Here is a 24,117-nt window from a genome sequence, read left to right on the forward strand (position 1 = left end):
TTCGCCACCCCTACCGACCCCGGGTCCCCCTACAGGCGCTGAGGCTACCGCGGCCACGAACAGCTGCCCTGAACGTGCCGCGACCACCCTCAGGGTGGGGGTTGTGGGAGGACGCGCCACGGTGAGGGAGGACGCGGTCAGGGGGCTGCGGCGGCCGGCCAGCGGACGAGGCCGTCGTCGCCCAGGACCGCGCCGTCGGCCGGGCGGTGGGGGGTCACCCGGCCGTCGGGCATGAGGTGCCCGACGGTCACACGCCGGCCCAGGACGGCGACGTCGGCGACCAGCCGCCGGTGGCAGCGCCACCACACGTACTCGCTGCACATCACCGCCACCGTGGCGTCCGCCGCCGCGGCGAGCACCTCGTCCAGCGCGGCCGCGAACTCCGGCGTCCGGGTGTACCCGGCGTAGGCCGCGAACTGGGCCACGGTCCACCACCCGTCCGCGGCCGGCTCGTCGCGCGGCAACCGGCGGCGGCCCCCGAGGCGCTCCTCCCAGCGGTAACCGATCCCCGCAGCGGGCAGCCACCGCTCCAGCGCCTCCCGCCGGACGTCGGGGTTGCTGCGGCTGCCGGGAAAGCGCCGCACGTCCACGACCTGCTCCACGCCTGCCGCGCCGAGCCGGGCGGCCAGCGCGGCGCGGTCGTCGGACCCGTGGCCCACGGTCAGCAACCCCACGCCCACGTGCCTACCCGGGTGCCGCCGGTCACTCCCGGCCGGTCATGATCGGCGGGCACGGGATGGACGACGGCGACGGCGAGCGGGGGAGCAGTGGAGGTGCAGGCCCCCCTGTGGCGGTCCCGCGGGGTGCAGTCGCTGGTCGGCGTGACGGCGCTGGGGTTCGTCAGCTACTTCCTCACCCTGGCCTCGCTGCCGGCGTACGCGGTGGCCGGTGGTGCAGCGGAGAGCTGGGCGGGGGTGGTGACCGCGGTCTTCCTGGGCGTCACCATCGCGGTGCAGTCGGTCGTGCCCGCCTTCGTGCACCGCTTCGGGACCGGCCCGGTGTTCGTCGCGGGGCTGCTCGCGCTCGGGGTGCCGGCGCCCTTGTACGTGCTCGACGACGGCGTCGCCTGGATATCGGCGCTCTCCGCGGTGCGCGGCGCGGGGTTCGCGGTGATCACGGTCCTCGGCGCCACCCTGGCGGCGCGGGTGGCGCCCCCGGGGCGGCGGGGGGAGTCCATCGGCCTGTACGGGCTGGCCATCGCGCTGCCCAACATGGCCGCCGTCCCCGTGGGGGTGGCGCTCGTGCTCAACGGGCACGTCGGCGTGCTGTCGTGGCTCTCGGCGTCGCCGGTGCTGGGGCTGGTCTTCCTGCCCGCGCTGCTCCGGGCGGCGGGTGGCCGCGAGGAGCCCGCCCCGGCCGGCAACGCGCGGGCCGCGGTGCGCGCCGCGCTCGCGCCGTCGCTCGTGCTGCTCGTGGTGACGACGGCCGGCGGCGGGTTCGTGACCTTCCTGCCGATCGACCGCCCCGACGGGCTGGTGGCCACCGCCGCCCTGCTGCTGTGGGGGTTGGCCGGTGCGGTGACCCGCTGGCGCGCCGGCGTGCTCGCCGACCGTCTGGGCACCGCGGTGCTGCTGCCGCTCTCGGTGCTGGTCGCCGGGCTGGGGCTGGCGGTGGCCGGTGCGGGGCTGTGGTGGGGCACCGTCTGGGTGCTGCTGGGCGCGGCGCTCTTCGGTGCGGGGTTCGGCGGGGTGCAGAACCTCACGCTGCTGCGGGCCTTCGCCCGGGCAGGGGAGCGGGGGACGACGGCGGCCAGCGCGCTGTGGAACGCCTCCTTCGACGCCGGCACGGCGGCCGGGGCGCTCCTGCTCGGGTTGGCCTACGGCGCCGTCGGGCTCTCGTGGACGCTCGTGCTGTCGGCCGTCGCGCTCGCCGCTGTCCTGCCGGTGGCCGGGGCCGCCGCCCGCGAGCCGTCGGTGCGCCGCTGAGTGCCCTCAGCCCTGCCGGGCGGCGTGCAGCGAGCGGATGAAGAGGATCTCCTCGGCCGACCGCTGCAGCCAGGTGCGCAGCCCGTCGGGGTCGTCGCGGTTGGCGTCGCGCACCTGACCGAGCTTGAGCTGCCGGGTGCTGGCCTGCGTGCGCTGCGCGGTGGGGAGCGCGCGGCCCTCGGCGCGGGCGATCGCGGTGAGCCCGGCGCCCACGAACACCAGGTCGCGGATCTCGTCCAGGCCGGCGAGCAGCCGCTCGGCGGCGGCGTCATCGCCCGCGGTCAGGGCGGTCAGGAGTTCGTCGGCGCGGCGGCGGCCCTCGGCGGCCGGGTCGGGCGTGGTCACCGCACCACTGTGCCCCGGCCGTCGGGGCCGGGGCACAGCGGGGGCGGGGGACTGCGCCGGTTCCGGACGCCTGACGGCCCCCTTCCGGGTACCGCCCCGAGCCTGCGAGGGGTGGGGGGAAGGGGGCCCTTCGTCAGGCGTCGCGCCGGCGCAGCACCAGGTAACCGGCGAGCAGGACGGCGGCCACCTCGGCGCAGAACACGGCGAACCCGGTCCACGGGCCGAGCAGGTTCGGGTTGAACGACACCGGCGTGGCGACGACGGAGCCCGCGTTGCCCGGCATCAGCTTGGTGGCCCACTCGCCCCAGGCGCCTGGCAGCAGCATCACCATGTTGCCGACCACCAGCAGCAGGGCCAGCACGATCGACAACGCCGCGGCGGTGTGCCGCACGAGCAGCCCGACGGCGGCGGCGAACAGGCCGATGCCGGCCATGTAGAGCCCGCTCCCGAGCAGCGAGCGGAGCACGCCGTCGTCGGAGAGCGCCAGGCCGATGCCCTCCCGCTCGAGGAACCAGTTGCCGCCGAGGTAGCCGAGGACGGCGGTGACCGTGCCCGCGACGAACAGCGTCCCGGTCAGCACGAGGGCCTTGGCCACCAGCACCCGGCCGCGGTGCGGGGTCGCGGTCAGCGTCGCGCGGATCATCCCGGTGCCGTACTCGCTGGTGACCACGAGGGCACCCAGCACGATGGCGGTGATCTGCGCGACCGTCATGCCCCAGGTGATGAACGCGCCCGCGGCCTCGCCGGCGGTCCCGTCCGCGAGGTCCGCGGCGCTGACCGCGCACACCAGCACGGTGAGGCCCGCGCCCAGGGTGACCAGCGCGCCGATCGACCAGGGCGTCGAGCGCACCGACCAGAACTTGATCCACTCCGCGCGGACGGTCTGCGCGAAGCCGGGTTCACGGACACCGGGCACGTGCCGGTGCGGGTCGAGGGTGACGGTGTCGGTCATCCGGGGGCTCACGGTTCCGGTCATCGGGTCGCTCCGGCGGGGGTCCGGTCGCGGGCGGTGTACTCGACGCTCGCGGCGGTGAGGGTCATGAACGCGTCCTCGAGCGAGGAGCTGACGAGGGAGAGCTCGTGCAGGAGGTGCCCCTGCCGGCCGACCAGCTCGCCGATGGCGGCGGCGTCGCGGCCCTGCACCCGCAGCTCGTCGTCGACGGTGGTGACCTCGAGCCCGTCCCGGCGCAGCAGGTCGGCCACCGCGGCCCGCTGGGGGCTGCGCACCCGCACGTAGGAGGCGGCGTGCTCGGCGATGAAGTCGGGCATCGAGCAGTCGGCGAGCACCCGGCCCCGGCCGATCACGACGAGGTGGTCGGCGGTGAGCGCCATCTCGCTCATCAGGTGGCTGGAGAGGAACACCGTGCGGCCCTCGGCGGCCAGCTGCCGGGTCAGCGTGCGCACCCAGCGGATCCCCTCCGGGTCCAGGCCGTTGACCGGTTCGTCGAGGACGACGACCGGCGGGTCGCCGAGCAGGGCGACGGCGATGCCGAGGCGCTGGCCCATGCCGAGGGAGAAGCGGCCCACCCGCTGGCCGGCGACGTCGGTCAGCCCGACCAGGTCGAGCACCTCGTCCACGCGGCGCACCGGGAGCCCGTTGCTCGCGGCCATCCAGCGCAGGTGGTCGCGGGCCGAGCGCCCGGGGTGCACGGCGCGGGCCTCCAGCAGTGCGCCGACCTGCCGCAGCGGCGCGGGGTAGTCGGCGTAGCTGCGCCCGTTCACCGTGACGGTGCCGGCGGTGGGCCGGTCCAGGCCGAGCAGCATGCGCATCGTCGTGGACTTGCCGGCGCCGTTGGGGCCGAGGAAGCCGGTGACCCGGCCCGGGTGCACGGTGAAGGAGATGCCGTCGACGGCGGTGCGGTCGCCGTACTTCTTGGTCAGGCCGCGCGCCTCGATCATCGCGGGCCTCCGGGGAGCGGTCGGGAAGTCATGCCCCGGAGCCTGTCGCGCCGGCGGTCCCCGCCACATCGGGGAGCGCCCTGATCGGACCCTGAAAGCTCCCTGGGAGGTCAGGCGGTCCGGGGGAGGGGCATCCCCGGCTGCAGCTCCCGGCGGAGTGCTCGCGCGGCCGCCTGGCCCGCCCGGTTGGCGCCGATCGTGCTGGCGGAGGGCCCGTAGCCGACCAGGTGCAGGCGTGGCTCGCCGACGACCTGGGTGCCGTCCATGCGGAACCCCCGGCCGGGCTCGCGCAGTCGGAGCGGGGCGAGGTGGCCGACCGCCGCGCGGAAGCCCGTGGCCCAGAGGATGACGTCCGCGTCGACGGACCGGCCGTCCTCCCACGCGACGCCCTGGGGTGTGATCCGGTCGAACACCGGCAGCCGCCGGAGGACACCGCGATCGAGCCCGTCGCGCACGTAGGGGGTGTCGACGGGCAGCCCGGTGACGCCGACGACGCTGCCGGGCCGCCGGCCCTCGCGGACCGCGGCCTCGACCATCGCCACGGCCCGCCGCCCGGCGTCCTCGTCGAACGGACCCTCGCGGAAGACCGGGGGGCGGCGGGTGACCCAGGTCGTGGACGTCACGCGGGAGATCTCGGCCAGCAGCTGGGTGGCCGAGGCGCCGCCGCCGACCACGACGACGTGCTGCCCGCGGAACTCCTCCGCGGCGCGGTAGTCGACGGTGTGCAGCTGGCGCCCGCGGAACAGCTCCTGACCCGGGTAGCGCGGGACGAAGGGCCGGGTCCACGTGCCGGTGGCGTTGACGACGGCGCGCGCGTTCCAGGTGCCGCGGTCGGTGGCGACGGCGAAGCGGCCGTCGTCGGCCCGGCGGACGGCGGCGACGCGGACCGGCCGCAGCACGGGCAGGTCGAAGCGCCGCTCGTACTCCGCGAAGTACGCGGGGACCGACTCCACGGCGGGCGCCGCGTCGTCGTCCGGGTGGAAGGGGAGCCCCGGCAGGTCGTGGACGCGGTGGGTGGTGCCGAGGGTCAGCGAGGGCCAGCGGTGGCGCCAGGCGCCGCCGGGCCCGGGCTCGCCGTCGAGCACCACGAACCCGCTGTCCCGCTCGAAACCCTGGCGGGCCAGCGCCCATGCAGTGGAGAGCCCGGCCTGCCCGGCGCCGATCACGGCGACGTCGACGTCGCGGGGCGGCGGGGTGGCGGTCACCCTCCCGGCAACCGGCCGCGGCAGCCGCTGCTTCCCGTCGCCGTCCGACGACGGGGCGCCGGACCCGTTCCGGGAAAACCGACCGGCCGGTATGGTGCGCCGGGCAACGACCGCCCCGACGGGAAGAGCGCACATGACCACGCGCGAGGCAGCCGACCGCACCCCGGGGCCGGATGGCGCGCCGTGGTTCGTCTCCGTCGAGGTGCAGGTGCGGGTGACGGCCGCCCGGCCCGAGCTCGCGGCCGGCGAGCGCCTGGACGCGGCGGGGGTGGCGGTGCTGGAGCGGGCGCGCTCCCGGGGGCTCCGGACGGCGGTGCTCTCGCTCGACCGGGGTGCCTACGGCGACGACCTGGACTGGGTGGTCGACCACTGGGTCGACTGCGACACCCGGGACGCGGCCGGGATCGTGGGGGCGGTGCGCGCGCTGGGCGGGACGGCGGCCGCAGTGACCAGCGCCGTCGCCGGTTGCACCGGCGCCGCGGCCGTCGCCGCCCGCGCGCTGGGGCTGCGCGGCCCGACGCCCGGGTCGCCGGCGTTGGCCGACGACCGCGGCGCCGTTCGCCGGGCGATCGGTCGAGCCGGCCTGCCCGACGTGCGCTGGGCCGAGGTGGCGGCGGACGCCCCGGACCTGACGTCCCCGGTCGGCTACCCCTGCGTGGCGTGGCCGGGCCACGGGGACGCGCGGCTCGTCTCCGACGACCGGGAACTGCGCGAGATCGCGGCCCGGGACCGGGCGCGGTCGGGGCACGGCAGCGCACGGGCGTCCCGCCACCGGTTCGTCGTCGAGGAGCACGTCCCCGGTCCCCGGTTCGGTGCAGACGGCTTCTGCGACGACGGGACCCCGCTCGTCCTCGCCTGGTCGGAGATCGTCACGACCCCGCCTCCGCGGCTCGACCACCTGGTCAGCACGGCGACGACGCGGCCGCCGGTACCGCAGGCCGCCGGCTGGGTCCGCGCCTGGCTGGCCGCGGTCGGCCACGACACCGGGCCCTTCCACGTCGAGTTCGTCCTCGGTCCGGCCGGTCCGCGGCTGGTCGACGTCGGGACCGCGCTCGTCGGCGACGGCGCGCACACCTGCGTCGACCAGGTGAGCGGTGTCGACACCGCCGACCTCCTGGTCGCCCGCCTGCTCGGCGAGCCCGCCACTACCCCGGCAGCGGTCGCCGGCGCCTGCACGCAGATGCACCTGACCGCACACGCGCCGGGCCGGGTGCGCGCCGTGGGCGGCGTCCGCGACGTGGCCGCGATCCCCGGTCTCGTGGTTGCCGAGGTCTTCACCGGTGCGGGCGAGCTCATCGGGGCGGTCGCCGGCCGGCCGGAGCGCCTGGGGCAGGTCGTGACCGTGGGGGAGACCGCCGAGCAGTCCCGGCGGCGGGCCGCCGCGGCGCTCGACGGCATCCACCTGAGCGTCGACGACCTCGACCCCGTGCCGCCTCCGCGACGGCCGGGTCGCCGCGCCTGCGAGGGCGGCGCCGGGTTCCCGACCAGCGGGCGCCGTCGGGGATCGGCGCGGCGGACCGCCTGACCACCGCCGTTCGGCCGTACCGGGCCGACCGGCGCAACGTGCGCACCGCACGCAGGTCCCGGCCGACGGGTGTGGTCCCGGCCCACTGGAGGTCGGCGCAGGGGCCCGGGGCAGCAGAGTGACCGATCCGTGACCGTTCGGGGGATCGCGCTGCGCCGATCTACCCCTAGAGTCACGGCCCATGTGTGCCAGATCACTCGCCGGCCGTGCAGCCGGTGTGCGCCGCACACCCCGGCCGGGGCGCGTGCGCCGTCGTCGCCCCGGTGGGCGAGCGGCGGCGGTTCCCGCGCCGGCCGCGCGGCCCGGGAACGCGACCGCCCCGAGGCCTCGCCTCACCCTTCCTCGCACGCTCGCTCCCGCGCCCTCCGGCGGCGCAGAAAGGAGGTCCTCCTCGTGCTGAGCATCGAGTCGCTGCACGTCACCTACGGCGGAGCCGTCCAGGCCGTGCGGGGGGTGTCCATGGAGGTCCCCGACGGGAAGGTCGTGGCCGTCCTCGGCAGCAACGGCGCCGGGAAGACGACGCTCCTGCGCACCATCTCGGGCACCCTCCGGCTGCACCGCGGCCGGGTGGAGTCGGGGAGCGTGCGGTTCGACGGCACCGACCTGGTGTCCAAGGACCCGGCCCAGGCCGTCCGGCTCGGCCTCGTGCAGGTGCCCGAGGGGCGGCGCATCTTCGGGCGGCTGACCGTCGAGGAGAACCTGCGCGCCGGGGGGATGGGCAACCGCGACAAGGCGGCGAAGTCCGAGGCCCAGCAGCGGGTCTACGACCTGTTCCCGGTGCTGAAGGAACGGAGCTCGCAGCGGGGGGCGCTGCTCTCCGGCGGTGAGCAGCAGATGCTCGCCATCGGCCGCGCGCTGATGGCCAGCCCCCGGTTGCTCCTGCTCGACGAACCGTCGCTGGGGCTGGCGCCGCGCATCATCGGCCAGATCGGCGAGGTCATCGCCGAGATCAACCGGCAGGGCACCTCGGTGCTGCTGGTCGAGCAGAACGCGACGATGGCGCTCGGGGTCGCCGACCTGGCCTACGTGCTCGACGTCGGAGAGGTGTCCCTCTCCGGTGACGCGCGGCAGCTGTCCCAGACCGACGAGGTCCAGCGGCTGTACCTCGGTCACGACGGCGCCGGCGAGGCCGGCGAGCGGCGGGTCCGCGTGCCCTCGGGGAAGAAGCTCTCCCGGTGGACGGCATGACCGCCCCGCACGCCGCCGGCTCGCACGCCGCCGGGCCGGCCGCCGCCGGGCCGGACACCGGGTCGGAGATCCGGTCGGACATCCCGCCGGTCGAGGTCGACAACGTCAGCGTCCGGTTCGGGGCGATCAAGGCCCTGTCGGAGGTGTCCTTCACGGTCGCGCCCGGCTCGATCCACGCGATCATCGGCCCGAACGGCGCCGGCAAGTCGACGATGTTCAACGTCCTCTCCGGGGTCTACAAGGCCGCCGAAGGCCAGGTCCGGTTCGGTGAGCACCGGCTGGACCGGATGCGGCCGTACCAGATCGCCGGCATCGGCGTCGCCCGCGCGTTCCAGAACATCGCCCTCTCCGGCACCCAGTCGGTGGCCGAGAACCTGATGCTGGGCCGTCACCACCTGACCAAGGCCGGCTTCCTCGCTGCCGGCCTGCGGCTCCCGCGGGCGACGCGGGAGGGGAAGATCCACGGGGCCCGCGTCGCCGAGATCGCCGACTTCCTGGAGCTCGGGGAGAAGCTGCACACGCCCGTCGGCGTCCTCTCCTACGGCGACCAGAAGCGGGTGGAGGTGGCCCGGGCGCTCTGCACGGAGCCGCGGCTGCTCCTGCTCGACGAGCCCGTGGCGGGCATGAACGCCGAGGAGACCGACCGGATGGCCGACGCCATCCTCGAGATCCGGTCGGCGCTCGGGATCTCCGTCGTCCTCGTCGAGCACGACATGGGGATGGTCATGTCGCTGGCCGACCGCGTCACCGTCCTGGACTTCGGCCGGCGGATCGCCGACGGCACCCCGGCCGAGGTGCAGAACGACCCCGAGGTGATCCGGGCCTACCTCGGCTCCGGCGACGAGGAGAACCCCGCCGACGCCGCCGCCCACCACCACCCCTCCGACACGCCAGGGGCGACCTCGTGACCCAGTTCCTCTCCCTGCTCCTCAACGGCATCTCCCTGGGCGCGCTGTACGCGCTGATCGCCCTGGGCTTCGTGATCATCTTCAAGTCCAGCGAGGTGGTGAGCTTCACGCACGGCTCGCTGCTGCTGCTGGGCGCCTACTCCATCGCGCGGCTGTCGGACTCGATCGGGTTCCTGCCGGCCGTCGTGGTGGGCATCCTCATCACCGCGCTCGCCGCGTTCGTCATCGAGCGCCTGATCATCAACCGGCTCCGCGGTGCCGCGGTGATCAGCCTCGCGATCGTCACCATCGGCGTCGACATCATCATCCTGACCGAGCTGATCCGGCGGATCGGCTCGGACATCCTGAACGTGCCGCACCCGTGGGGCGGGGAGTCCTTCCGGGTCGGGAGCGTCGGGCTCAGCCAGAACCGGCTGATCGCCTTCATCGTGGCGGCGGTCCTCATCGCCCTGTTCTTCGCGGCCTTCAAGTACTCGAACTGGGGCATCGCGATGCGCGCCTCGGCAGAGGACGGCGAGACGGCGGCGCTGATGGGCATCCGCCAGGGGAGGGTCTCCGCGCTCGCCTGGGTGGTCGCCGGCGTCCTCGCCGCCGTCGCGGCGCTGTTCCTCGTCGGCTCCCCCACCCCGGGCGTCAGCCCGACGGCGTACGCCGTCGCGCTGCGGGCCTTCCCGGCCGCGATCCTCGGGGGCCTGGACTCGACGGGGGGCGCGCTCGTCGGCGGCCTCCTCATCGGCATCGCCGAGGCGCTGGCCGCCGGGTACCAGGACCAGTTGCTCTTCCTCGGCCGCGGCTTCAGCGCCGTCGTCCCCTTCATCGTGATGATCGCGGTCCTCATGTTCCGGCCCTCCGGCCTGTTCGGGACGAAGGAGCTGACCCGTGTCTGAGTCGACGATGACGGCGCCCCAGGGGGCGCACCGGTCGGGAGTCGACGCGGAGTCGTCGGCCGGCGCTGGCGGTTCCCGGTTGCGGTCGCTGCTGCGGCCGCTGCTGCTGGTCGCGTTCCTGCTGGTCCTGCTCGCCCTGCCGCTGTACGTGGAGGAGTTCTGGCTGCGCACGGGGTTCGCCGCCTTCGGCGCGATCGTCGGCGCGATCGGGCTGAACCTGCTCGTGGGCAACAGCGGGCAGCTGTCGCTGGCGCACGCCTTCTTCCTCGCCGTGGGTGCGGTCAGCTACGTCTACGTCTCCGGCGAGCCGGGCGGGCTCGGCGTCGCCGAGCTGGGCGGGCTGGGCCTGCCGCCGATCATCGGCATGATCGTGGGCGTCCTCCTCGCAGGGCTGGCGGGGCTGGTCTTCAGCCCCCTGGCCGCCAGGCTCCGCGGCATCTACCTCGGTGTGGCGTCACTGGCGCTGGTCTTCATCGGCATCCACGTGCTCAACAGCTGGACCGAGGTCACCGGCGGCTTCAACGGGCGGGCGGCACCGGACTTCTCGCTGTTCGGCTTCACGTTCGCCAACAGCGATCCCGACCTGTTCGTGCTGGGTGTGCCGTTCCGGGAGGCCGAGCGGCTCTGGTACCTCGGCTTGGCCCTGGCGCTGGCCGCCTACGTGTTCGCCCGCAACCTGCTGCGCGGACGCCCGGGCCGTGCGCTGCAGACCCAGCGGGACAGCGAGGTCGCGGCCTCGGTGATGGGCGTCAACGTCCAGGGCTACAAGGCGCGGATCTTCCTGGTCAGCTCCATGTACGCCGGGCTTGCCGGCGTGATGTACGCGCTCTCGATCGGCAGCATCGCACCGGAGTCGTTCGGCCTCGAGCTGTCCATCCTGTACCTCGCCATGATCGTCCTCGGCGGGCTCGGCTCGGTGAACGGAGCCGTGCTCGGGGCGATCTTCGTGAGCGCGCTGCCGCTGGTCTTCCAGAGGTACGCCGACCTGATCCCGTTCGTGGGTCGCGGCGAGGGCCTGGCGGCCGGTGAGGCGGCCCGCTTCCTCTTCGGCGCGGCCATCGTCCTGGTGATCCTCTTCGAGCCCGCCGGCCTCGCCGGCATCGCCCGCCGCATCTCCGGGCGGTTCCGCCGTCCGGGAGGCCGGCTGACCCAGCGCCCACCCGACACACCCAGTCGTTCCACCGAACCCACTCCGTCCGACCCACCAGCCCAAGGGAGCACCACGTGAGACTCAGCAAGCGATCGGCCGGCGCCACGATGCTGGCCGCCACCTTCGTCATGGCCGCCAGCGGCTGCAGCACCAAGGCGCCGGAGTCCTCCGGCGGCGGCGGTGGCGGTGCGGCCGCCGGCGACGTCGCGACCGACATCGGCGTCGAGGGCGAGACGATCAACCTCGGTGTGCTCACCGACCTGACGGGCGTCTTCGCGGCGCTCGGCAACGACATCACCAACGCCAACTCCCTGTTCTGGGAGAACAACCAGGTCTGCGACACCTACGACGTCACCCTCGACGTCCAGGACACCGGCTACGTCCCCCAGCAGGGCGTCTCGCTCTACAGCGGCATGCAGGACAACGTCCTGGCCATGCAGCAGACGATCGGGTCGCCGATCAACACCGCGCTGGCCCCGGAGTACGAGGCCGACCAGATCGTCAACTTCCCCTCGGCCTGGTCCAAGACGCTGACCGAGATCCCGGGCACGGGTGTCGTGGGCGCCACCTACGACGTGGAGATCGCCAACGGCTACGACTACCTGTTCCGGGAGGGGCTCCTCCAGGAGGGCGACACCGTCGGCCACATCTACTTCGAGGGCGAGTACGGCGCCAACGGCGTCGAGGGCACCCGGGCCGTCGCCGAGGCCAAGGGCCTCGAGGTGATCGAGGCGCAGATCAAGGCGACCGACCAGGACATGAGCGCCCAGATCACCCAGTTCAACTCGGCCGGCGTGGACCTCATCGCGCTGACCGTGGCCCCGGGCCAGACGGCCTCGGTCGCGACGGTCGCCGCCGCGCAGGGGCTGGACGTGCCGATCCTCGGCAGCAACCCCGTCTTCGCGCCCGGCCTGCTGGAGGGACCGGCCGCCGAGTGGCTGAAGACCCACCTGTACGTGGCGTCTCCGGTGTCGTCCTTCGACGCCCACCCGGAGCTGCTCCAGCAGTACCAGGAGGCCTACCCCGACGCCGTCCCGAGCCTGGGCGTCGTCGTCGGCTTCGGCATGAGCGAGATCATGAAGCAGGTGCTCGACGCCGCCTGCGAGAACGGTGACCTGACCCGTGAGGGCGTCCTGACCGCCTTCCAGGAGCTGGAGGAGGTCGACACCGGCGGTCTCGTCGTCCCGATCCGCGGCTTCGAGGTCGGCCAGTCGCCGAGCCTGGAGAGCTTCATCCTCCAGCCGGCCGACGTGCCCGGCGGTGCCACCGTCCTCCAGGACGCATTCGAGGGCGAGTTCGCGGCCGACATCGCCGGCTGACCCGCACGACCAGCGGCGCCCCCTCCCTTCTGGGAGGGGGCGCCGTCGCGTGTGCCTACAGCCGCCCGGCGCGGGCGACCGGCACCAGCCGGAGGGCCAGGAGCGCGGCGAGCCCGGCGGCCGCGGCCAGGGGCAGGGTCGCCGACGTGGCGCGAGCGGCCACGGCCATCGCGAAGGGCGCGGCGAAGCCGAGGTAGGCGAAGGAGAGGAAGACCGAGGTCAGCGCACCCAGCCGGGCCGGCGGGGCCAGCCGCGCGGTGAGCGTCAGCCCGGCCGCCAGGCAGAGCCCCCCGCCCGCACCGAGCAGGGGTGCGGCGAGGACCAGCCAGGGCAGCGCCCCGGTGGCGGCGAAGGCGGCGGCGCACCCGAACCCGAGCGTCCCCGCCGCGACGCCGACGACGGCGGTCCACGCGCGCAGGCGGCGCTGCAGCCCGGCGACGACCGTGCCCGCGCCCAGCGTGACCCCGGCGAGCACGCCGGTGACCGCCACCCCGCCGTACGGCAGCTCCACCAGCAGCGGGACGGCGCTGATGATCGTCGAGGGGAACGCGTAGACGCAGATCGCCACCGGGGCCAGCACGCTCAGCAGCAGCAGCCCGTCGCCGCGGCGGACCAGCGGCGCGTCCGGCGTCCCCTCGGTGCCGGCGCGCCGGGCGGGGACCAGGTCGACCGTCTCGGGGAGTCGCACCGCGAACGCCAGGCCGGCCGCGACGAGCACGGTGTGCACCAGGTAGGGGAGCACGGTGGGCGCGGGGGCGTACTGGCCGAGCAGGCCGCTGGTCAGCGGACCGAGGGAGAACCCGGCGGTCATGGCGAAGGCGGCGCGCCGCCCGCCCGCCCCCTCCCCGGAGGCCTTCGACAGCTCGCCGACCCACGCGCTGCCGACGCTGAAGACGACCCCGCTGACCACGCCCTGGGCGAAGCGGGCGGCGAAGAGCAGGAGCAGGGAGTCCCCGGCCGCGGCGAAGGCGAGCGATGCCAGCCCCGAGAGGACGATGCCGGGGATCGCCACCCGCCGGCGGCCCAGCCGGTCCGACAGCGGGCCGGCGAGCATGAGGGCGGGCACGAGCCCGGCGGCGTAGCAGCCGAACAACGCGGTCAGCACCTCGGCGGAGAGGCCGAGCCGCTCCTGGTAGACCAGCAGGAGCGGGGTGGGGACGTTGGTGCCCGCCGCGACGGCGAACAGCGCGAACACGGCGCGCTTCCAGATCACCGGCGCACCCTACGGTGCCGCCGCGTCCGGCCCGCCGTCGTCGCGGGCGTGGTCGCGCAGTCCTCGCTGGGCAGCCGGCCGGCGCGCCCCCGTGGCCGCCGGGCCGGTCGCGGTGCCGGCGGCCCTGGGAAACGGCCTCCACGACCCGGATACGACGAAGCGGCGACGCCGTGGGGCATCGCCGCTGGTCGATCCTGGTGCGCCATCAGGGACTCGAACCCCGAACCCGCTGATTAAGAGTCAGCTGCTCTGCCAATTGAGCTAATGGCGCGGTGCGCCCGGGCAGCCGGGCACGAGCAGGAACGATACCAGCGACCACGCCGTGCCCGGTGCCGGGGGCAGGTGCTCTCCGCCACGTTCCCGGAACCGCCCGCCGGTCGTGCCCGTGTCGCATCCCACTCCCGGCTGTCGGACGTGCGTGGACACTGGTGGGGATCGCCCGCCCGGGTCCGGGGTGGGCCGGGGGAGGAGTCCGACGAGGTGCGACGCACAGCCACGATGATCGCGACGGGAGCGCTGGTCCTGCTGGCCGGCTGCACCGGGTCGGACGCCGAGGTGTCGGCCGAGCCGACCGTCGCGGCCGCGCCGGCGACGATCGAGCTCGCGGTCGCCGACGGGGCGGTCGACGTCTCGCCCGTGATCCCGCTGGAGATCGCGGTGACCGGCGGGGAGCTCGACCAGGTCACCGTCACCGACGCCGCGGGGGCGCCGGTGCCCGGCGACGTCGCGGAGGACGACGGCACGGCGCTGTGGGAGCCGGAGACACCTTTGGCCTACGGCACCGGCTACACGCTCACCGCGACCGCCACGGGCGAGGCAGCGGAGCCCACGACGGCGACGTCGTCGTTCACGACGGTGGACCCGGTCTCCGTGGTGACCCCGGGCATCGGCCCGCTCGACGGCCAGACCGTCGGTGTCGGGATGCCGATCCGCGTCTACTTCTCCGAGCCGGTCGTCGACAAGGCCGCCGTCGAGCGCAACCTCGTGGTCACGAGCTCTACGCCCACCGACGGCGTCTGGAGCTGGTTCAGCGACACCGAGGTGCACTTCCGCCCGTCGACGTACTGGCCCGCGGAGATCGACGTCACCCTGGACGCGAACCTCTACGGCGTCGACTTCGGCGACGGCGTGTGGGGGGAGAAGGACCGCTCGATCTCCTTCTCCATCGGGCAGCGGCACGTCTCGGTCGCCGACGCCGCCACCCACACCATGGAGGTCTACGACGGCGACGAGCTGGTGCAGACCTTCCCGATGAGCGCCGGCGGCCCCGAGTTCCCGAGCCGCAACGGCCCGCACGTCGTCACCGAGCTCAACCGGGACCGCATCATGGACTCCAGCACCTACGGCACGCCGGTCGACAGCCCGAACGGGTACCGCACGCCGGTGGAGTACGCGGTCCGGCTCAACGACAACGGCGAATTCGTGCACGCCGCGCCCTGGTCGGTGGCGCAGCAGGGGCGGGAGAACGTGTCGCACGGCTGCATCAACCTCTCCACCGAGCGCGCCGCCTGGTTCTTCGAGTTCTCGCGGCCGGGCGACGTCGTCGAGATCCGGAATTCCATCGGCCCGACGCTCTCGGCGGCCGACGGCGCGATCTACGACTGGGCAGTCCCCTGGGAGGAGTGGCGCGAGGGCAGCGCGCTGGCGTAGGAGCGGCGTTTCCGCGAGATCCCCGGGGGGCACCACCCCGTCGCATCCGAGGAGGGGGTCCGTCGTGGAGCCGTGGTTGATCGTCGTGCTGGTCGTCGTGGCACTGGTGCTGCTGGCGTTGGTGGCGTTCGCGTACACCAGGCGCTCGCGGACCACGGGGGCCCGCAAGCGGGCGCAGCAGCGCGAGGAGGCCCGCGACCACCTGCGAGAGGCCGAGCTCCGCGGCGCCCGGGCCGAGAAGGAGCAGGCGCTCGCCGAGGAGCAGGCCGCCCGCGCCCGCCGGGAGCTCGCCGAGGTGCAGGAGCGCGCCGCGCTCGCCGAGCAGGAGGCCCGGCAGCGCGCCGCGCGCGCCGAGGAGGACCGCACCGCCGCCGAAGAGCTCCGCGCGCAGGCCCAGCGCCTGGCGCCCGACATCGCCTCCGACGGTCAGCCGCACCCCGAGGGCGGCGCCACGCGCATCTGACGCGCCACCGCTCAGTTCGCGCCCCAGCGGCGGTCCCAGTTCCGAGGACCGTCGAACCGGAGGGGTGCCATGACCGATCTGCTGGCCATCGGGACGCGCAAGGGGCTGTGGCTGGCCCGCAGCGAGGACGACCGCCGCACCTGGTCGCTGGACGGCCCGCACCTGCTGGCGCAGGAGGTGGCGGCGGTGTCCGTGGACACCCGTCGCGCCACGCCGCGGGTGCTGGCGGGTGTCCAGTACGGGCACTGGGGTCCGTCGGTCACCTGGTCGGACGACCTCGGGGGCAGCTGGCAGGAGACCGACCACGGGGCCATCCGCTTCCCCGAGGACACCGGCGCCGCGCTCGGCCGGGTGTGGCAGCTGCGCCCGGACTCGGCCGACCGGCCCGACCTGGTCTGGGCCGGGTGCGAACCGCAGTCGCTGTGGCGCAGCACCGACGGCGGCTGCAGCTTCTCGCTGGTGCGCGGGCTGTGGGACCACCCGCACCGGCCCACCTGGGAGCCGGGGGCCGGCGGCGGCGCGGTGCACACCGTGCTGCCCGACCCGGTCACCGACCGGGTGACCGTCGCGATGAGCACCGGCGGGGTCTACGTCAGCGACGACGGCGCCACCGGGTGGTCGCCGCACAACTGGGGCATCAGCGCCGTCTTCCTCCCCGAGCCGCCCGAGTACGGGCAGTGCGTGCACAAGGTCGCCGTCGACGCCGGTGACCCCGCGCGGATGTACGCGCAGAACCACTTCGGGGTCTTCCGCACCGACGACGGCGGCGGGTCGTGGACCTCGATCGCCGACGGGCTCCCGGCCGACTTCGGCTTCCCCATCGCCGCCTCGCCGACGGTGCCCGGCACCGCCTGGGTGGTCCCGCTGGTCGCCGACGTGCAGCGCGTCCCGCCGGACGGCCGGCTCCGCGTGCACCGCACCCGCGACGCCGGGGGGAGCTGGACCGAGGTCGGCGCCGGACTCCCCGACGGCTCCTGGACGGCGGTGCTGCGCGACGCCTTCTGCACCGACGACCACGAGACCACCGGCGTCTACCTCGGCACCCGCGACGGCTGCGTCTACGCCAGCGCCGACGAGGGCGAGACGTTCACCCTGGTCGCCGACCACCTGCCCGACGTGCTCGTCGTGCGGGCGGCCCGGCTGCCGTGAGGGGGGCCGGCATGACCGTGGAGGTGGTCCTTCCCGGGTCGCTGGCCGACCTCGCCGGTGGGACGCGGCACCTGCGGGTCGACCCGGACGACGCGACGCTCGCCGCGGTGCTGGACGCGGTGGCCGCCCGGCACCCGGTGCTCGGCCGGCGCATACGCGACGAGGCGGGCGCGCTGCGGCGGTTCGTCAACGTCTACGTCGACGGTGAGGACGTGCGCTGGCAGGGCGGCCTGGCGACCGCGGTCCGCGACGGCGCGGTGGTGCAGGTGCTGCCCTCGGTCGCCGGCGGCTGTTGAAGGACCCGCTGCCCACGGCCCCGTCCCGAGGGTCGTCCCGAGCCTGCGAGGGATCAGGAGGACGGGGTCCTTCCACTCGTGGCGGGACCCCGCAGGCGGCCTCAGAGGGCGGCGAGCGTGGCGCAGTTCGGGCAGAGCTGCGCGTCGTCGTAGCCCTCCGGCGGCCAGGGCAGCTGCTCGTCGATGGAGACGAAGGCGCCGCACAGCGCCTTGCGGCTCTGCCCGTTCACCCGCCCGATCGTCGCGTGCGCCGGGCCGATCTGCCGGGGAGTGAGGCCCTCGGCGCCGAAGGACCCGACCATGACGACCGCGTGTGCCGTGCCGTACGCGTAGACACTCGTCATGCGCCCAGAGTCCGAGCCCGCAGCCGGTTGCGCCACCACCGCCGGGCACGTGTCCGCCGCACCCGTCACACCACCCCCACCCGACTCGCGCGGTGTGCGGCGGGTGGGGATGGTGGCCCGGTTTCCCGGCGGGGTCCTTCCTCAGGAGGCGTAGATCTTCTCCACCTCGGCGGCGAACTCCTTCATGACCACCGAGCGCTTGAGCTTCAGCGAGGGGGTCAGCTGGCCGCCCTCCACCGTCCACTCGACCGGCAGGACCGCGAAGGACTTGATCGACTCGGCCTTGGACACCTGCGCGTTCGCCCGGTCGACCGCGGCCTGGAGCTCGGCCATGACCTCCGGGTCGTCGACCAGCTCGGCCAGCGGGGTGTCGGTCGGGCGTCCCTTGGCCTCCAGCCACCCGGGCAGCGCCTCGGCGTCCAGGGTGATCAGGCAGCCGATGAACGGGCGGTTGTCGCCGACGACGATGCACTGGCTGACCAGCGGGTGGGCGCGGATCTTGTCCTCGAGCACCGCGGGCGAGACGTTCTTCCCGCCCGAGGTGACGATCAGCTCCTTGATCCGCCCGGTGATCGTCACGTAGCCCTCGTCGTCGATCACGCCGACGTCGCCGGTGGCGAACCAGCCGTCGCGCATCGTCTCGGCGGTGGCCTCCGGGTTGTGCCAGTAGCCGCGGAAGACCTGCGGCCCGCGGATGAGGATCTCGCCGAGGTCGTCGATGCGCACCGCCGAGCCCGGCGCCGGCCGGCCGACGGTGCCGACCTTCATGGCGTCCGGGCCGCTGACCGTGGCCGGGCCGGTGGTCTCGGTGAGCCCGTACCCCTCGAGGATGGTGACGCCGATGCCGCGGAAGAAGTGGCCGAGGCGCTCGCCCAGGGGCGCGCCGCCGGAGAGCGCGTACTCCACCTGGCCGCCCATCGCCGCCCGCAGCTTGCCGTAGACCAGCCGGTCGAACAGCGCGTGCTGCAGCTTCACCGCCAGCGAGGGGCCGCCGGTGTCCTGCCCCTTGGACCAGGCGACGGCGACGCGCTCGGCGCGGTCGAAGATCGCGCCCTTGCCGCCGGCGTGCGCCTTCTGCCGGGCGCCGTTGTAGACCTTCTCGAAGACGCGCGGTACGGCGACGAGGAAGGTCGGCCGGAAGCTGCCGAGATCGGCCAGCAGCGAGGCGAGGTCGGGGGTGTGGCCGAGCCGGGCGCCGTTCTGGATGCAGCCGACCTCGATGATCCGCGCGAAGACGTGCGCCAGCGGCAGGAAGAGCAACGAGCTCGCGTTCTCGGCCACCATCGCGGGGATCACCCTGGGGGCGAGCTCCGCGACGTACAGCAGGTTGCCGTGGGTCAGCTCGCACCCCTTGGGGCGCCCGGTGGTCCCCGACGTGTAGATGATCGTGGCGAGGGTTTCGGTGGTGAGCGTGGCGCGGCGCGCGGCCAGCTCCTCCTCGGGCACCTCGTCGGCGCGGGCGGCGGCGGCCTGCAGGTCGCCGGCGTCGACGGTCCAGATCTCGCGCAGGTCGGGCAGGTCGGCCCGCACCGACTCCACCAGGGCACGGTGCGCGGCGCTCTCGACGACGACGGCGACCGCGCCGGAGTCCGACAGGATCCACTGGGCCTGCTCGGCCGAGGAGGTCTCGTAGATCGGGACGCCGACGGCTCCGGCGGTCCAGATCGCGTAGTCGGCCAGCGTCCACTCGTAGCTCGTCCGGCCGAGGATGCCGACCCGGTCGCCCGGCCCGACGCCGGCCGCGATCATCCCGCGGGCGAGCGCTGCGACCTGCTCGGCGAACTCCCGGCTGGTGACCGGCACCCAGACGCCGCCGACGTTGCGGCTGAGGGCGACCCGGTCGGGGTTCTCGCGGGCGTGGGTGGTCACCGCGTCGGGCAGCGCGGCGGTGGCCGGGATCTCGAAGGCGGTGGGGCTGGAGTACTCCTGCACGGGTGGGCTCCTCGGGGTGACGACACGACACTGTGACGTGGCTCGCGAAGATACAGAACGAGCGGTCTGTATGTTCGGGTTCCCGGCGCGGGGACCGCCCGGGATCCGTGAGTTCCCGGAGGTCGGTGTGCAGTCAGCCCTCTACGAGGCCGAGCACGAGTCGTTCCGCGCGATGCTGCGTGACTTCCTCGCCAAGGAGGTCACCCCGCACCACGACGAGTGGGAGAAGGCCGGCGTCGTCGACCGCTCGGTCTGGCTGCGGGCCGGCGAGCAGGGACTGCTGGGCATGGACGTGCCGGAGGAGTTCGGCGGCGGCGGGGTCAAGGACTTCCGCTACAACGCCATCCTCTCCGCCGAGGTCAGCCGGGCTGGCGCCAGCGGCCTGGGATTCACGCTGCAGAACGACGTCGTCGCGCCCTACCTGATCGGGCTCACCACGGACGAGCAGAAGCGACGCTGGCTCCCTGGGCTCGTCAGTGGCGAGATCATCACCGCGATCGCCATGACCGAGCCGGGCGCGGGCTCGGACCTGCAGGGGCTGCGCACCACCGCCCGCCGCGACGGCGAGGAGTGGGTGCTCAACGGGTCCAAGACCTTCATCACCAACGGCATCAACGCCGATCTCGTCATCGTCGTCGCCCGCACCGACCCCGAGGCCGGCGCCCGCGGCTTCTCCCTGCTCGTCGTCGAGCGCGGCATGCCCGGGTTCGAGCGCGGCCGCAACCTCGACAAGATCGGCCTCAAGGCGCAGGACACCGCCGAGCTGTTCTTCGAGGACGTGCGGGTGCCGGCGGCCAACCTGCTCGGCACGGAGGGCCACGGCTTCTTCCACCTCATGGAGAACCTGCCGCAGGAGCGCCTCTCCATCGCCGCGGGCGCGGTCGCCTCGGCGCGCATCGTGCTCGACCTGACCGTCCGGTACTGCAAGGACCGGACCGCCTTCGGCAAGCCGATCGGGTCCTTCCAGAACACCCGGTTCGAGCTCGCCGAGATGCACACCGAGGTGTCGATCGCCGAGACCTACCTCGAGAAGGCGATCCTCGAGCACAACGCCGGCCGGTTCACCGTCGAGGACGCGGCGATGGCCAAGTGGTGGACGACGGAGCTGCAGAAGCGCGTCGTCGACCGGTGCCTGCAGCTGCACGGCGGCTACGGCTACATGCTCGAGTACCCGGTCGCCAAGGCGTTCCTCGACTCGCGCATCCAGACGATCTACGGCGGGACGACGGAGATCATGAAGGAGATCATCGGCCGCTCGCTCGGCGTCTGAGCCCGTCCACCCATCCCGAGAGGACCCGTATGGCCACCGAGGCACGAGCATGAGCACCGAGGCGTTCATCTACGACGCCGTGCGCACCCCGCGCGGCAAGGGCAAGAAGACCGGTGGGCTGCACTCGGTCAAACCGATCAGCCTGACCACCGGGCTCATCGACGAGGTGCGCCGGCGCAACCCCGGGCTGGACCCGGCGCTGGTCGACGACATCGTCCTGGGCGTCGTCTCGCCGGTCGGGGAGCAGGGCGCGGTCATCGCCCGCACCGCCGCCCTCGCGGCCGGCCTGCCCGAGACAGTGGCCGGCGTGCAGATCAACCGGTTCTGCGCCAGCGGCCTGGAGGCGGTCAACCTCGCCGCGCAGAAGGTGCGCTCCGGCTACGAGAACCTGGTGCTCGCCGGCGGCGTCGAGTCGATGTCGCGCGTGCCGATGGGCTCCGACGGCGGCGCCTGGCCGATGGACCCCGAGACCGCCGCCCGCACCGGCTTCGTCCCCCAGGGCATCGGCGCGGACCTGATCGCGACCCTGGCCGGCTGGAGCCGGGAGGACGTCGACGCCTACGCCGCAGAGTCCCACGCCCGCGCGGCGAAGGCCTGGTCGAACGGCTACTTCGACGGTTCGGTCGTCCCGGTGACGGACCGGAACGGCACCGTCGTCCTGGACACCGACGAGCTGGTCCGCCCCGGCACCACCGTCGAATCGCTGGCCGGGCTGCCGTCGGCGTTCGCCGGGATCGGCGACATGGGCGGCTTCGACGCCGTCGCGCTGAACAGGTACCACTGGGTCGAGCGCATCGACCACGTCCACACCGCCGGCAACTCCAGCGGCATCGTCGACGGCGCGGCCCTGGTGGTCGTCGGCACCGAGGATGCGGGGCGCCGCAACGGGCTGACCCCCCGCGCCCGCATCGTGAGCACCGCCGTCTCCGGCGCCGACCCGGTGATCATGCTGACCGGCCCGGCGCCCGCGACGCACAAGGCGCTGGCGAAGGCCGGGCTCACCGTCGACGACATCGACCTGGTGGAGATGAACGAGGCGTTCGCCGCCGTCGTCCTGCGGTTCATGTCCGACACCGGCTTCGACCACGAGCAGGTCAACGTCAACGGCGGCGCGATCTCGATGGGGCACCCGCTGGGCGCCACCGGCGCGATGATCCTGGGCTCGCTCGTCGACGAGCTCGAGCGGCGCGACCTGCGCCGCGGCCTGGCCACCCTGTGCGTCGGCGGCGGGATGGGCATCGCCACCGTCGTCGAGCGAGTCTGAGGAGCACCGCAGTGAGTGACAGCACCATCCGCTGGGAGTCCGGCGCCGACGGCGTCGTCACCCTCACCCTCGACGACCCCGCGTCGTCGGCCAACACCATGAACGACGCGTACGTGCGGTCGATGGGCGAGACGATCGACCGGCTGGAGCGGGAGCGGGACTCGGTCCGCGGCGTCGTCCTGACCAGCGCCAAGAAGACCTTCTTCGCCGGCGGGAACCTCGGCAGCCTGATCCAGGCGACGCCGGAGACCCGCGACCAGGTCCTCGCCCAGGTGACGCTGGTGAAGAGCCAGCTGCGCCGGCTGGAGACCCTCGGCGTCCCGGTCGCCGCAGCGATCAACGGCGCCGCGCTCGGTGGTGGCCTCGAGATCGCGCTGGCCTGCCACCACCGCGTCGTCCTGGACGACCCGAAGGTCACGCTCGGCTTCCCCGAGGTCACCCTCGGCCTGCTGCCCGGCGGCGGCGGGATCGTCCGCTCGGTCCGGCTGCTCGGCCTGACGACGGCGCTGCTGGAGCTGCTGCTGCAGGGTCGGCAGGTGCGGCCGGACAAGGCCGTGGCGCTGGGGCTGGTGCACGAGTCGGCGGCCGACCGCGACGAGCTGCTCGCCAAGGCGCGCGCCTGGGTGCTGGCGAACCCGGACGCCGCCCAGCCGTGGGACACCAAGGGCTACAAGGTGCCCGGCGGCACCCCGTCGTCGCCGTCGCTGGCCAGCACGCTGCCCGCGTTCCCGGCGAACCTGGCCAAGCAGCTCAAGGGGGCGCCGTACCCGGCTCCTTACGCGATCCTCTCGGCCGCGGTGGAGAGCCTGCAGGTCGACGTCGACACCGCGTTCACCGTCGAGGGGCGTTACTTCGTCGACCTGGTGGTCGGGCAGATCTCGACCAACATGATCCAGGCGCTGTGGTTCGACCTGAACCGCATCAACGGCGGCGGGTCGCGGCCGGCGGTCCAGGAGCGGTTCACCGTCGCCAAGGTCGGCGTGCTCGGCGCCGGGATGATGGGCGCCGGCATCGCGCACGCGTTCGCGAAGGTCGGCGTCGACGTCGTCCTCAAGGACGTGAGCGCCGAGGCCGCCGAGAAGGGCAGGGACCACGTCGCCGGGCTGGTCGGCACGCAGGTGTCCCGCGGGCGCATGAGCCGGGAGAAGGCGGATGCCTTCCTCGCCCGCATCACCCCCACCGGCGACGCCGCCGACCTCGCCGGCTGCGACGTGGTCGTGGAGGCGGTGTTCGAGGACACCGCGCTGAAGCACCGGGTGCTCGCCGAGGCCGAGGCGCACGCCGCGAGCGGTGCGCTGCTGGCCTCCAACACCAGCACGCTCCCGATCACCGGCCTCGCCACCGGTGTGCAGCGGCAGTCCGACGTCGTGGGCATGCACTTCTTCTCGCCGGTGGACAAGATGCCGCTGGTCGAGCTGATCGTGGGGGAGCAGACGTCCGACGTCGCGCTCGCCCGCGCCTACGACGCCGTGCGGCAGATCGGCAAGACGCCGATCGTCGTCTCCGACAGCCGCGGCTTCTTCACCAGCCGGGTCTTCGGCACGCTGGTCATGGAGGGCGCCGCACTGCTGGCCGAGGGCGTCGCGCCGATGAGCGTGGAGCGGGCCGCGCTCCAGGCCGGCTTCCCGGCCGGGCCGCTGACCCTGCTCGACGAGGTCACCCTCACCCTGCCGCTGAAGATCCGCGACGAGGCGGCCAGGGCCGGCGCCACCGACGACCACCCCGGCGTCGCGGTGCTGCGCACGCTGGTCGAGCACGGGCGGACGGGGAAGTCCTCGGGGCAGGGCTTCTTCGACTGGCAGCCGGAGAAGCGGGTCTGGCCCGGGCTCGCCGAGCTGTTCCCGGCCCGCGACCCGCAGGACCCGGCCGCGGTGCCCTTCACCGACGCGCAGGAGCGGCTGCTGTTCGCCATGGCGGTGGAGACGGCGCGCTGCCTCGAGGAGCAGGTGCTGCGGACCGTCGAGGACGCCAACATCGGCTCGATCATGGGGATCGGCTTCCCGCCGCTGTACGGCGGCGTGCTGCAGTACGTCGACCAGTACGCGGGCGGGGTCGCGGGCTTCGTGGCCCGAGCCGACGCGCTGGCCGACCGCTACGGCGAGCGGTTCCGCCCGACGGCGATCCTGCTGGAGCGGGCGGTGCCGGCCGGCAGCCTGCGGGCCGCCGCGGCGGTCTGAGACGACGC

At 74.1% G+C, this 24,117-nt stretch carries 22 protein-coding genes and 1 tRNA gene; 14 read left to right on the forward strand and 9 right to left on the reverse strand.

The annotated features are described in order from the left end of the window. Positions 1-137 precede the first annotated feature (137 nt). Complete coding sequence (locus ACI794_RS14315; protein ID WP_456616687.1) at positions 138-674, reverse strand: DUF488 domain-containing protein; 537 nt, start codon at positions 672-674, stop codon at positions 138-140. 99 nt (positions 675-773) lie between these two features. On the opposite strand from ACI794_RS14315, the gene ACI794_RS14320 reads away from it, so the two are divergent. Further along, the gene (locus tag ACI794_RS14320) at positions 774-1,925 is read left to right on the forward strand and encodes an MFS transporter (protein WP_456616688.1); all 1,152 of its coding nucleotides are present in this window, start codon (positions 774-776) and stop codon (positions 1,923-1,925) included. A 6-nt stretch (positions 1,926-1,931) separates the two neighbouring features. Here the strand turns inward: ACI794_RS14320 and ACI794_RS14325 are convergent, their stop codons facing one another. From ACI794_RS14325 to ACI794_RS14340, 4 genes are all read right to left on the reverse strand, one after another. After that, entirely contained in the window at positions 1,932-2,270 is a 339-nt protein-coding gene (locus ACI794_RS14325; protein ID WP_456616689.1) for a hypothetical protein, read from the reverse strand. A gap of 133 nt (positions 2,271-2,403) precedes the next feature. Continuing rightward, positions 2,404-3,246 carry an ABC transporter permease gene (locus ACI794_RS14330; RefSeq protein WP_456601323.1) on the reverse strand — a complete coding sequence of 281 codons (843 nt, stop codon included), beginning with the start codon at positions 3,244-3,246 and terminating at the stop codon, positions 2,404-2,406. Next, a complete protein-coding gene (locus ACI794_RS14335) occupies positions 3,243-4,169 on the reverse strand; it encodes an ABC transporter ATP-binding protein (protein WP_456601322.1) in 927 nt (308 codons plus the stop codon). Before ACI794_RS14335 ends, ACI794_RS14330 begins: the two co-directional genes overlap by 4 nt. A gap of 110 nt (positions 4,170-4,279) precedes the next feature. Beyond that, positions 4,280-5,374, reverse strand: a complete 1,095-nt coding sequence (locus tag ACI794_RS14340; RefSeq protein ID WP_456616690.1) for an NAD(P)-binding domain-containing protein — start codon at positions 5,372-5,374, stop codon at positions 4,280-4,282. 133 nt (positions 5,375-5,507) lie between these two features. On the opposite strand from ACI794_RS14340, the gene ACI794_RS14345 reads away from it, so the two are divergent. From ACI794_RS14345 to ACI794_RS14370, 6 genes are all read left to right on the forward strand, one after another. Continuing rightward, positions 5,508-6,899, forward strand: coding sequence for an ATP-grasp domain-containing protein (locus tag ACI794_RS14345; RefSeq protein WP_456616691.1), 1,392 nt, complete (start codon positions 5,508-5,510; stop codon positions 6,897-6,899). Positions 6,900-7,292: 393 nt separating this feature from the next. Then, on the forward strand, positions 7,293-8,087 hold the full coding sequence (locus tag ACI794_RS14350; protein WP_456582926.1) for an ABC transporter ATP-binding protein: 795 nt from the start codon (positions 7,293-7,295) through the stop codon (positions 8,085-8,087). Next, positions 8,084-8,995, forward strand: coding sequence for an ABC transporter ATP-binding protein (locus ACI794_RS14355; RefSeq protein WP_456582925.1), 912 nt, complete (start codon positions 8,084-8,086; stop codon positions 8,993-8,995). The genes ACI794_RS14350 and ACI794_RS14355 overlap by 4 nt, the downstream gene beginning before the upstream one ends. Then, entirely contained in the window at positions 8,992-9,882 is an 891-nt protein-coding gene (locus tag ACI794_RS14360) for a branched-chain amino acid ABC transporter permease (RefSeq protein ID WP_456601318.1), read from the forward strand. Before ACI794_RS14355 ends, ACI794_RS14360 begins: the two co-directional genes overlap by 4 nt. Further along, complete coding sequence (locus tag ACI794_RS14365; RefSeq protein WP_456601317.1) at positions 9,875-11,110, forward strand: branched-chain amino acid ABC transporter permease; 1,236 nt, start codon at positions 9,875-9,877, stop codon at positions 11,108-11,110. Before ACI794_RS14360 ends, ACI794_RS14365 begins: the two co-directional genes overlap by 8 nt. After that, positions 11,107-12,351: an ABC transporter substrate-binding protein gene (locus tag ACI794_RS14370; RefSeq protein WP_456601316.1), complete on the forward strand. Its 1,245-nt coding sequence runs from the start codon at positions 11,107-11,109 to the stop codon at positions 12,349-12,351. The genes ACI794_RS14365 and ACI794_RS14370 overlap by 4 nt, the downstream gene beginning before the upstream one ends. A gap of 55 nt (positions 12,352-12,406) precedes the next feature. On the opposite strand, the gene ACI794_RS14375 is transcribed toward ACI794_RS14370, so the two are convergent. After that, positions 12,407-13,564 carry an MFS transporter gene (locus tag ACI794_RS14375; protein WP_456601315.1) on the reverse strand — a complete coding sequence of 386 codons (1,158 nt, stop codon included), beginning with the start codon at positions 13,562-13,564 and terminating at the stop codon, positions 12,407-12,409. A 195-nt stretch (positions 13,565-13,759) separates the two neighbouring features. After that, positions 13,760-13,835 (reverse strand) — tRNA-Lys (locus ACI794_RS14380). Between the two features lie 209 nt (positions 13,836-14,044). On the opposite strand from ACI794_RS14380, the gene ACI794_RS14385 reads away from it, so the two are divergent. From ACI794_RS14385 to ACI794_RS14400, 4 genes are all read left to right on the forward strand, one after another. After that, the gene (locus tag ACI794_RS14385) at positions 14,045-15,214 is read left to right on the forward strand and encodes a L,D-transpeptidase (protein ID WP_456616692.1); all 1,170 of its coding nucleotides are present in this window, start codon (positions 14,045-14,047) and stop codon (positions 15,212-15,214) included. 64 nt (positions 15,215-15,278) lie between these two features. Beyond that, positions 15,279-15,677, forward strand: a complete 399-nt coding sequence (locus ACI794_RS14390) for a hypothetical protein (RefSeq protein WP_456616693.1) — start codon at positions 15,279-15,281, stop codon at positions 15,675-15,677. Between the two features lie 69 nt (positions 15,678-15,746). Then, positions 15,747-16,826 carry an exo-alpha-sialidase gene (locus ACI794_RS14395; RefSeq protein ID WP_456616694.1) on the forward strand — a complete coding sequence of 360 codons (1,080 nt, stop codon included), beginning with the start codon at positions 15,747-15,749 and terminating at the stop codon, positions 16,824-16,826. 11 nt (positions 16,827-16,837) lie between these two features. Further along, a complete protein-coding gene (locus ACI794_RS14400) occupies positions 16,838-17,122 on the forward strand; it encodes a ubiquitin-like small modifier protein 1 (RefSeq protein ID WP_456601312.1) in 285 nt (94 codons plus the stop codon). A gap of 101 nt (positions 17,123-17,223) precedes the next feature. Here ACI794_RS14400 and ACI794_RS14405 read toward each other — a convergent pair whose 3' ends face one another. After that, positions 17,224-17,466 carry a hypothetical protein gene (locus ACI794_RS14405; protein ID WP_456601311.1) on the reverse strand — a complete coding sequence of 81 codons (243 nt, stop codon included), beginning with the start codon at positions 17,464-17,466 and terminating at the stop codon, positions 17,224-17,226. 141 nt (positions 17,467-17,607) lie between these two features. Further along, positions 17,608-19,398, reverse strand: a complete 1,791-nt coding sequence (locus ACI794_RS14410; protein ID WP_456616695.1) for an AMP-dependent synthetase/ligase — start codon at positions 19,396-19,398, stop codon at positions 17,608-17,610. A 127-nt stretch (positions 19,399-19,525) separates the two neighbouring features. On the opposite strand from ACI794_RS14410, the gene ACI794_RS14415 reads away from it, so the two are divergent. From ACI794_RS14415 to ACI794_RS14425, 3 genes are read left to right on the forward strand one after another with little or no spacing between them, the layout of a single operon-like run. Beyond that, the gene (locus tag ACI794_RS14415) at positions 19,526-20,668 is read left to right on the forward strand and encodes an acyl-CoA dehydrogenase family protein (RefSeq protein WP_456601309.1); all 1,143 of its coding nucleotides are present in this window, start codon (positions 19,526-19,528) and stop codon (positions 20,666-20,668) included. Positions 20,669-20,717: 49 nt separating this feature from the next. Continuing rightward, positions 20,718-21,932, forward strand: coding sequence for an acetyl-CoA C-acetyltransferase (locus ACI794_RS14420; RefSeq protein WP_456616696.1), 1,215 nt, complete (start codon positions 20,718-20,720; stop codon positions 21,930-21,932). Positions 21,933-21,943: 11 nt separating this feature from the next. After that, positions 21,944-24,109, forward strand: a complete 2,166-nt coding sequence (locus ACI794_RS14425) for a 3-hydroxyacyl-CoA dehydrogenase NAD-binding domain-containing protein (RefSeq protein WP_456616697.1) — start codon at positions 21,944-21,946, stop codon at positions 24,107-24,109. Positions 24,110-24,117: the final 8 nt, after the last annotated feature.

The organism is Blastococcus sp. SYSU DS0541 (assembly GCF_054050875.1).

Excerpts from the sequence above, each read along its gene's own strand:
- ACI794_RS14330 (WP_456601323.1), bottom strand. The coding sequence starts at position 3,246 with ATGACCGGAACCGTGAGCCCCCGGATGACCGACACCGTCACCCTCGAC.
- ACI794_RS14335 (WP_456601322.1), bottom strand. The coding sequence starts at position 4,169 with ATGATCGAGGCGCGCGGCCTGACCAAGAAGTACGGCGACCGCACCGCC.
- ACI794_RS14345 (WP_456616691.1), top strand. The coding sequence starts at position 5,508 with ATGACCACGCGCGAGGCAGCCGACCGCACCCCGGGGCCGGATGGCGCG.
- ACI794_RS14355 (WP_456582925.1), top strand. The coding sequence starts at position 8,084 with ATGACCGCCCCGCACGCCGCCGGCTCGCACGCCGCCGGGCCGGCCGCC.
- ACI794_RS14395 (WP_456616694.1), top strand. The coding sequence starts at position 15,747 with ATGACCGATCTGCTGGCCATCGGGACGCGCAAGGGGCTGTGGCTGGCC.
- ACI794_RS14400 (WP_456601312.1), top strand. The coding sequence starts at position 16,838 with ATGACCGTGGAGGTGGTCCTTCCCGGGTCGCTGGCCGACCTCGCCGGT.
- ACI794_RS14405 (WP_456601311.1), bottom strand. The coding sequence starts at position 17,466 with ATGACGAGTGTCTACGCGTACGGCACGGCACACGCGGTCGTCATGGTC.
- ACI794_RS14420 (WP_456616696.1), top strand. The coding sequence starts at position 20,718 with ATGAGCACCGAGGCGTTCATCTACGACGCCGTGCGCACCCCGCGCGGC.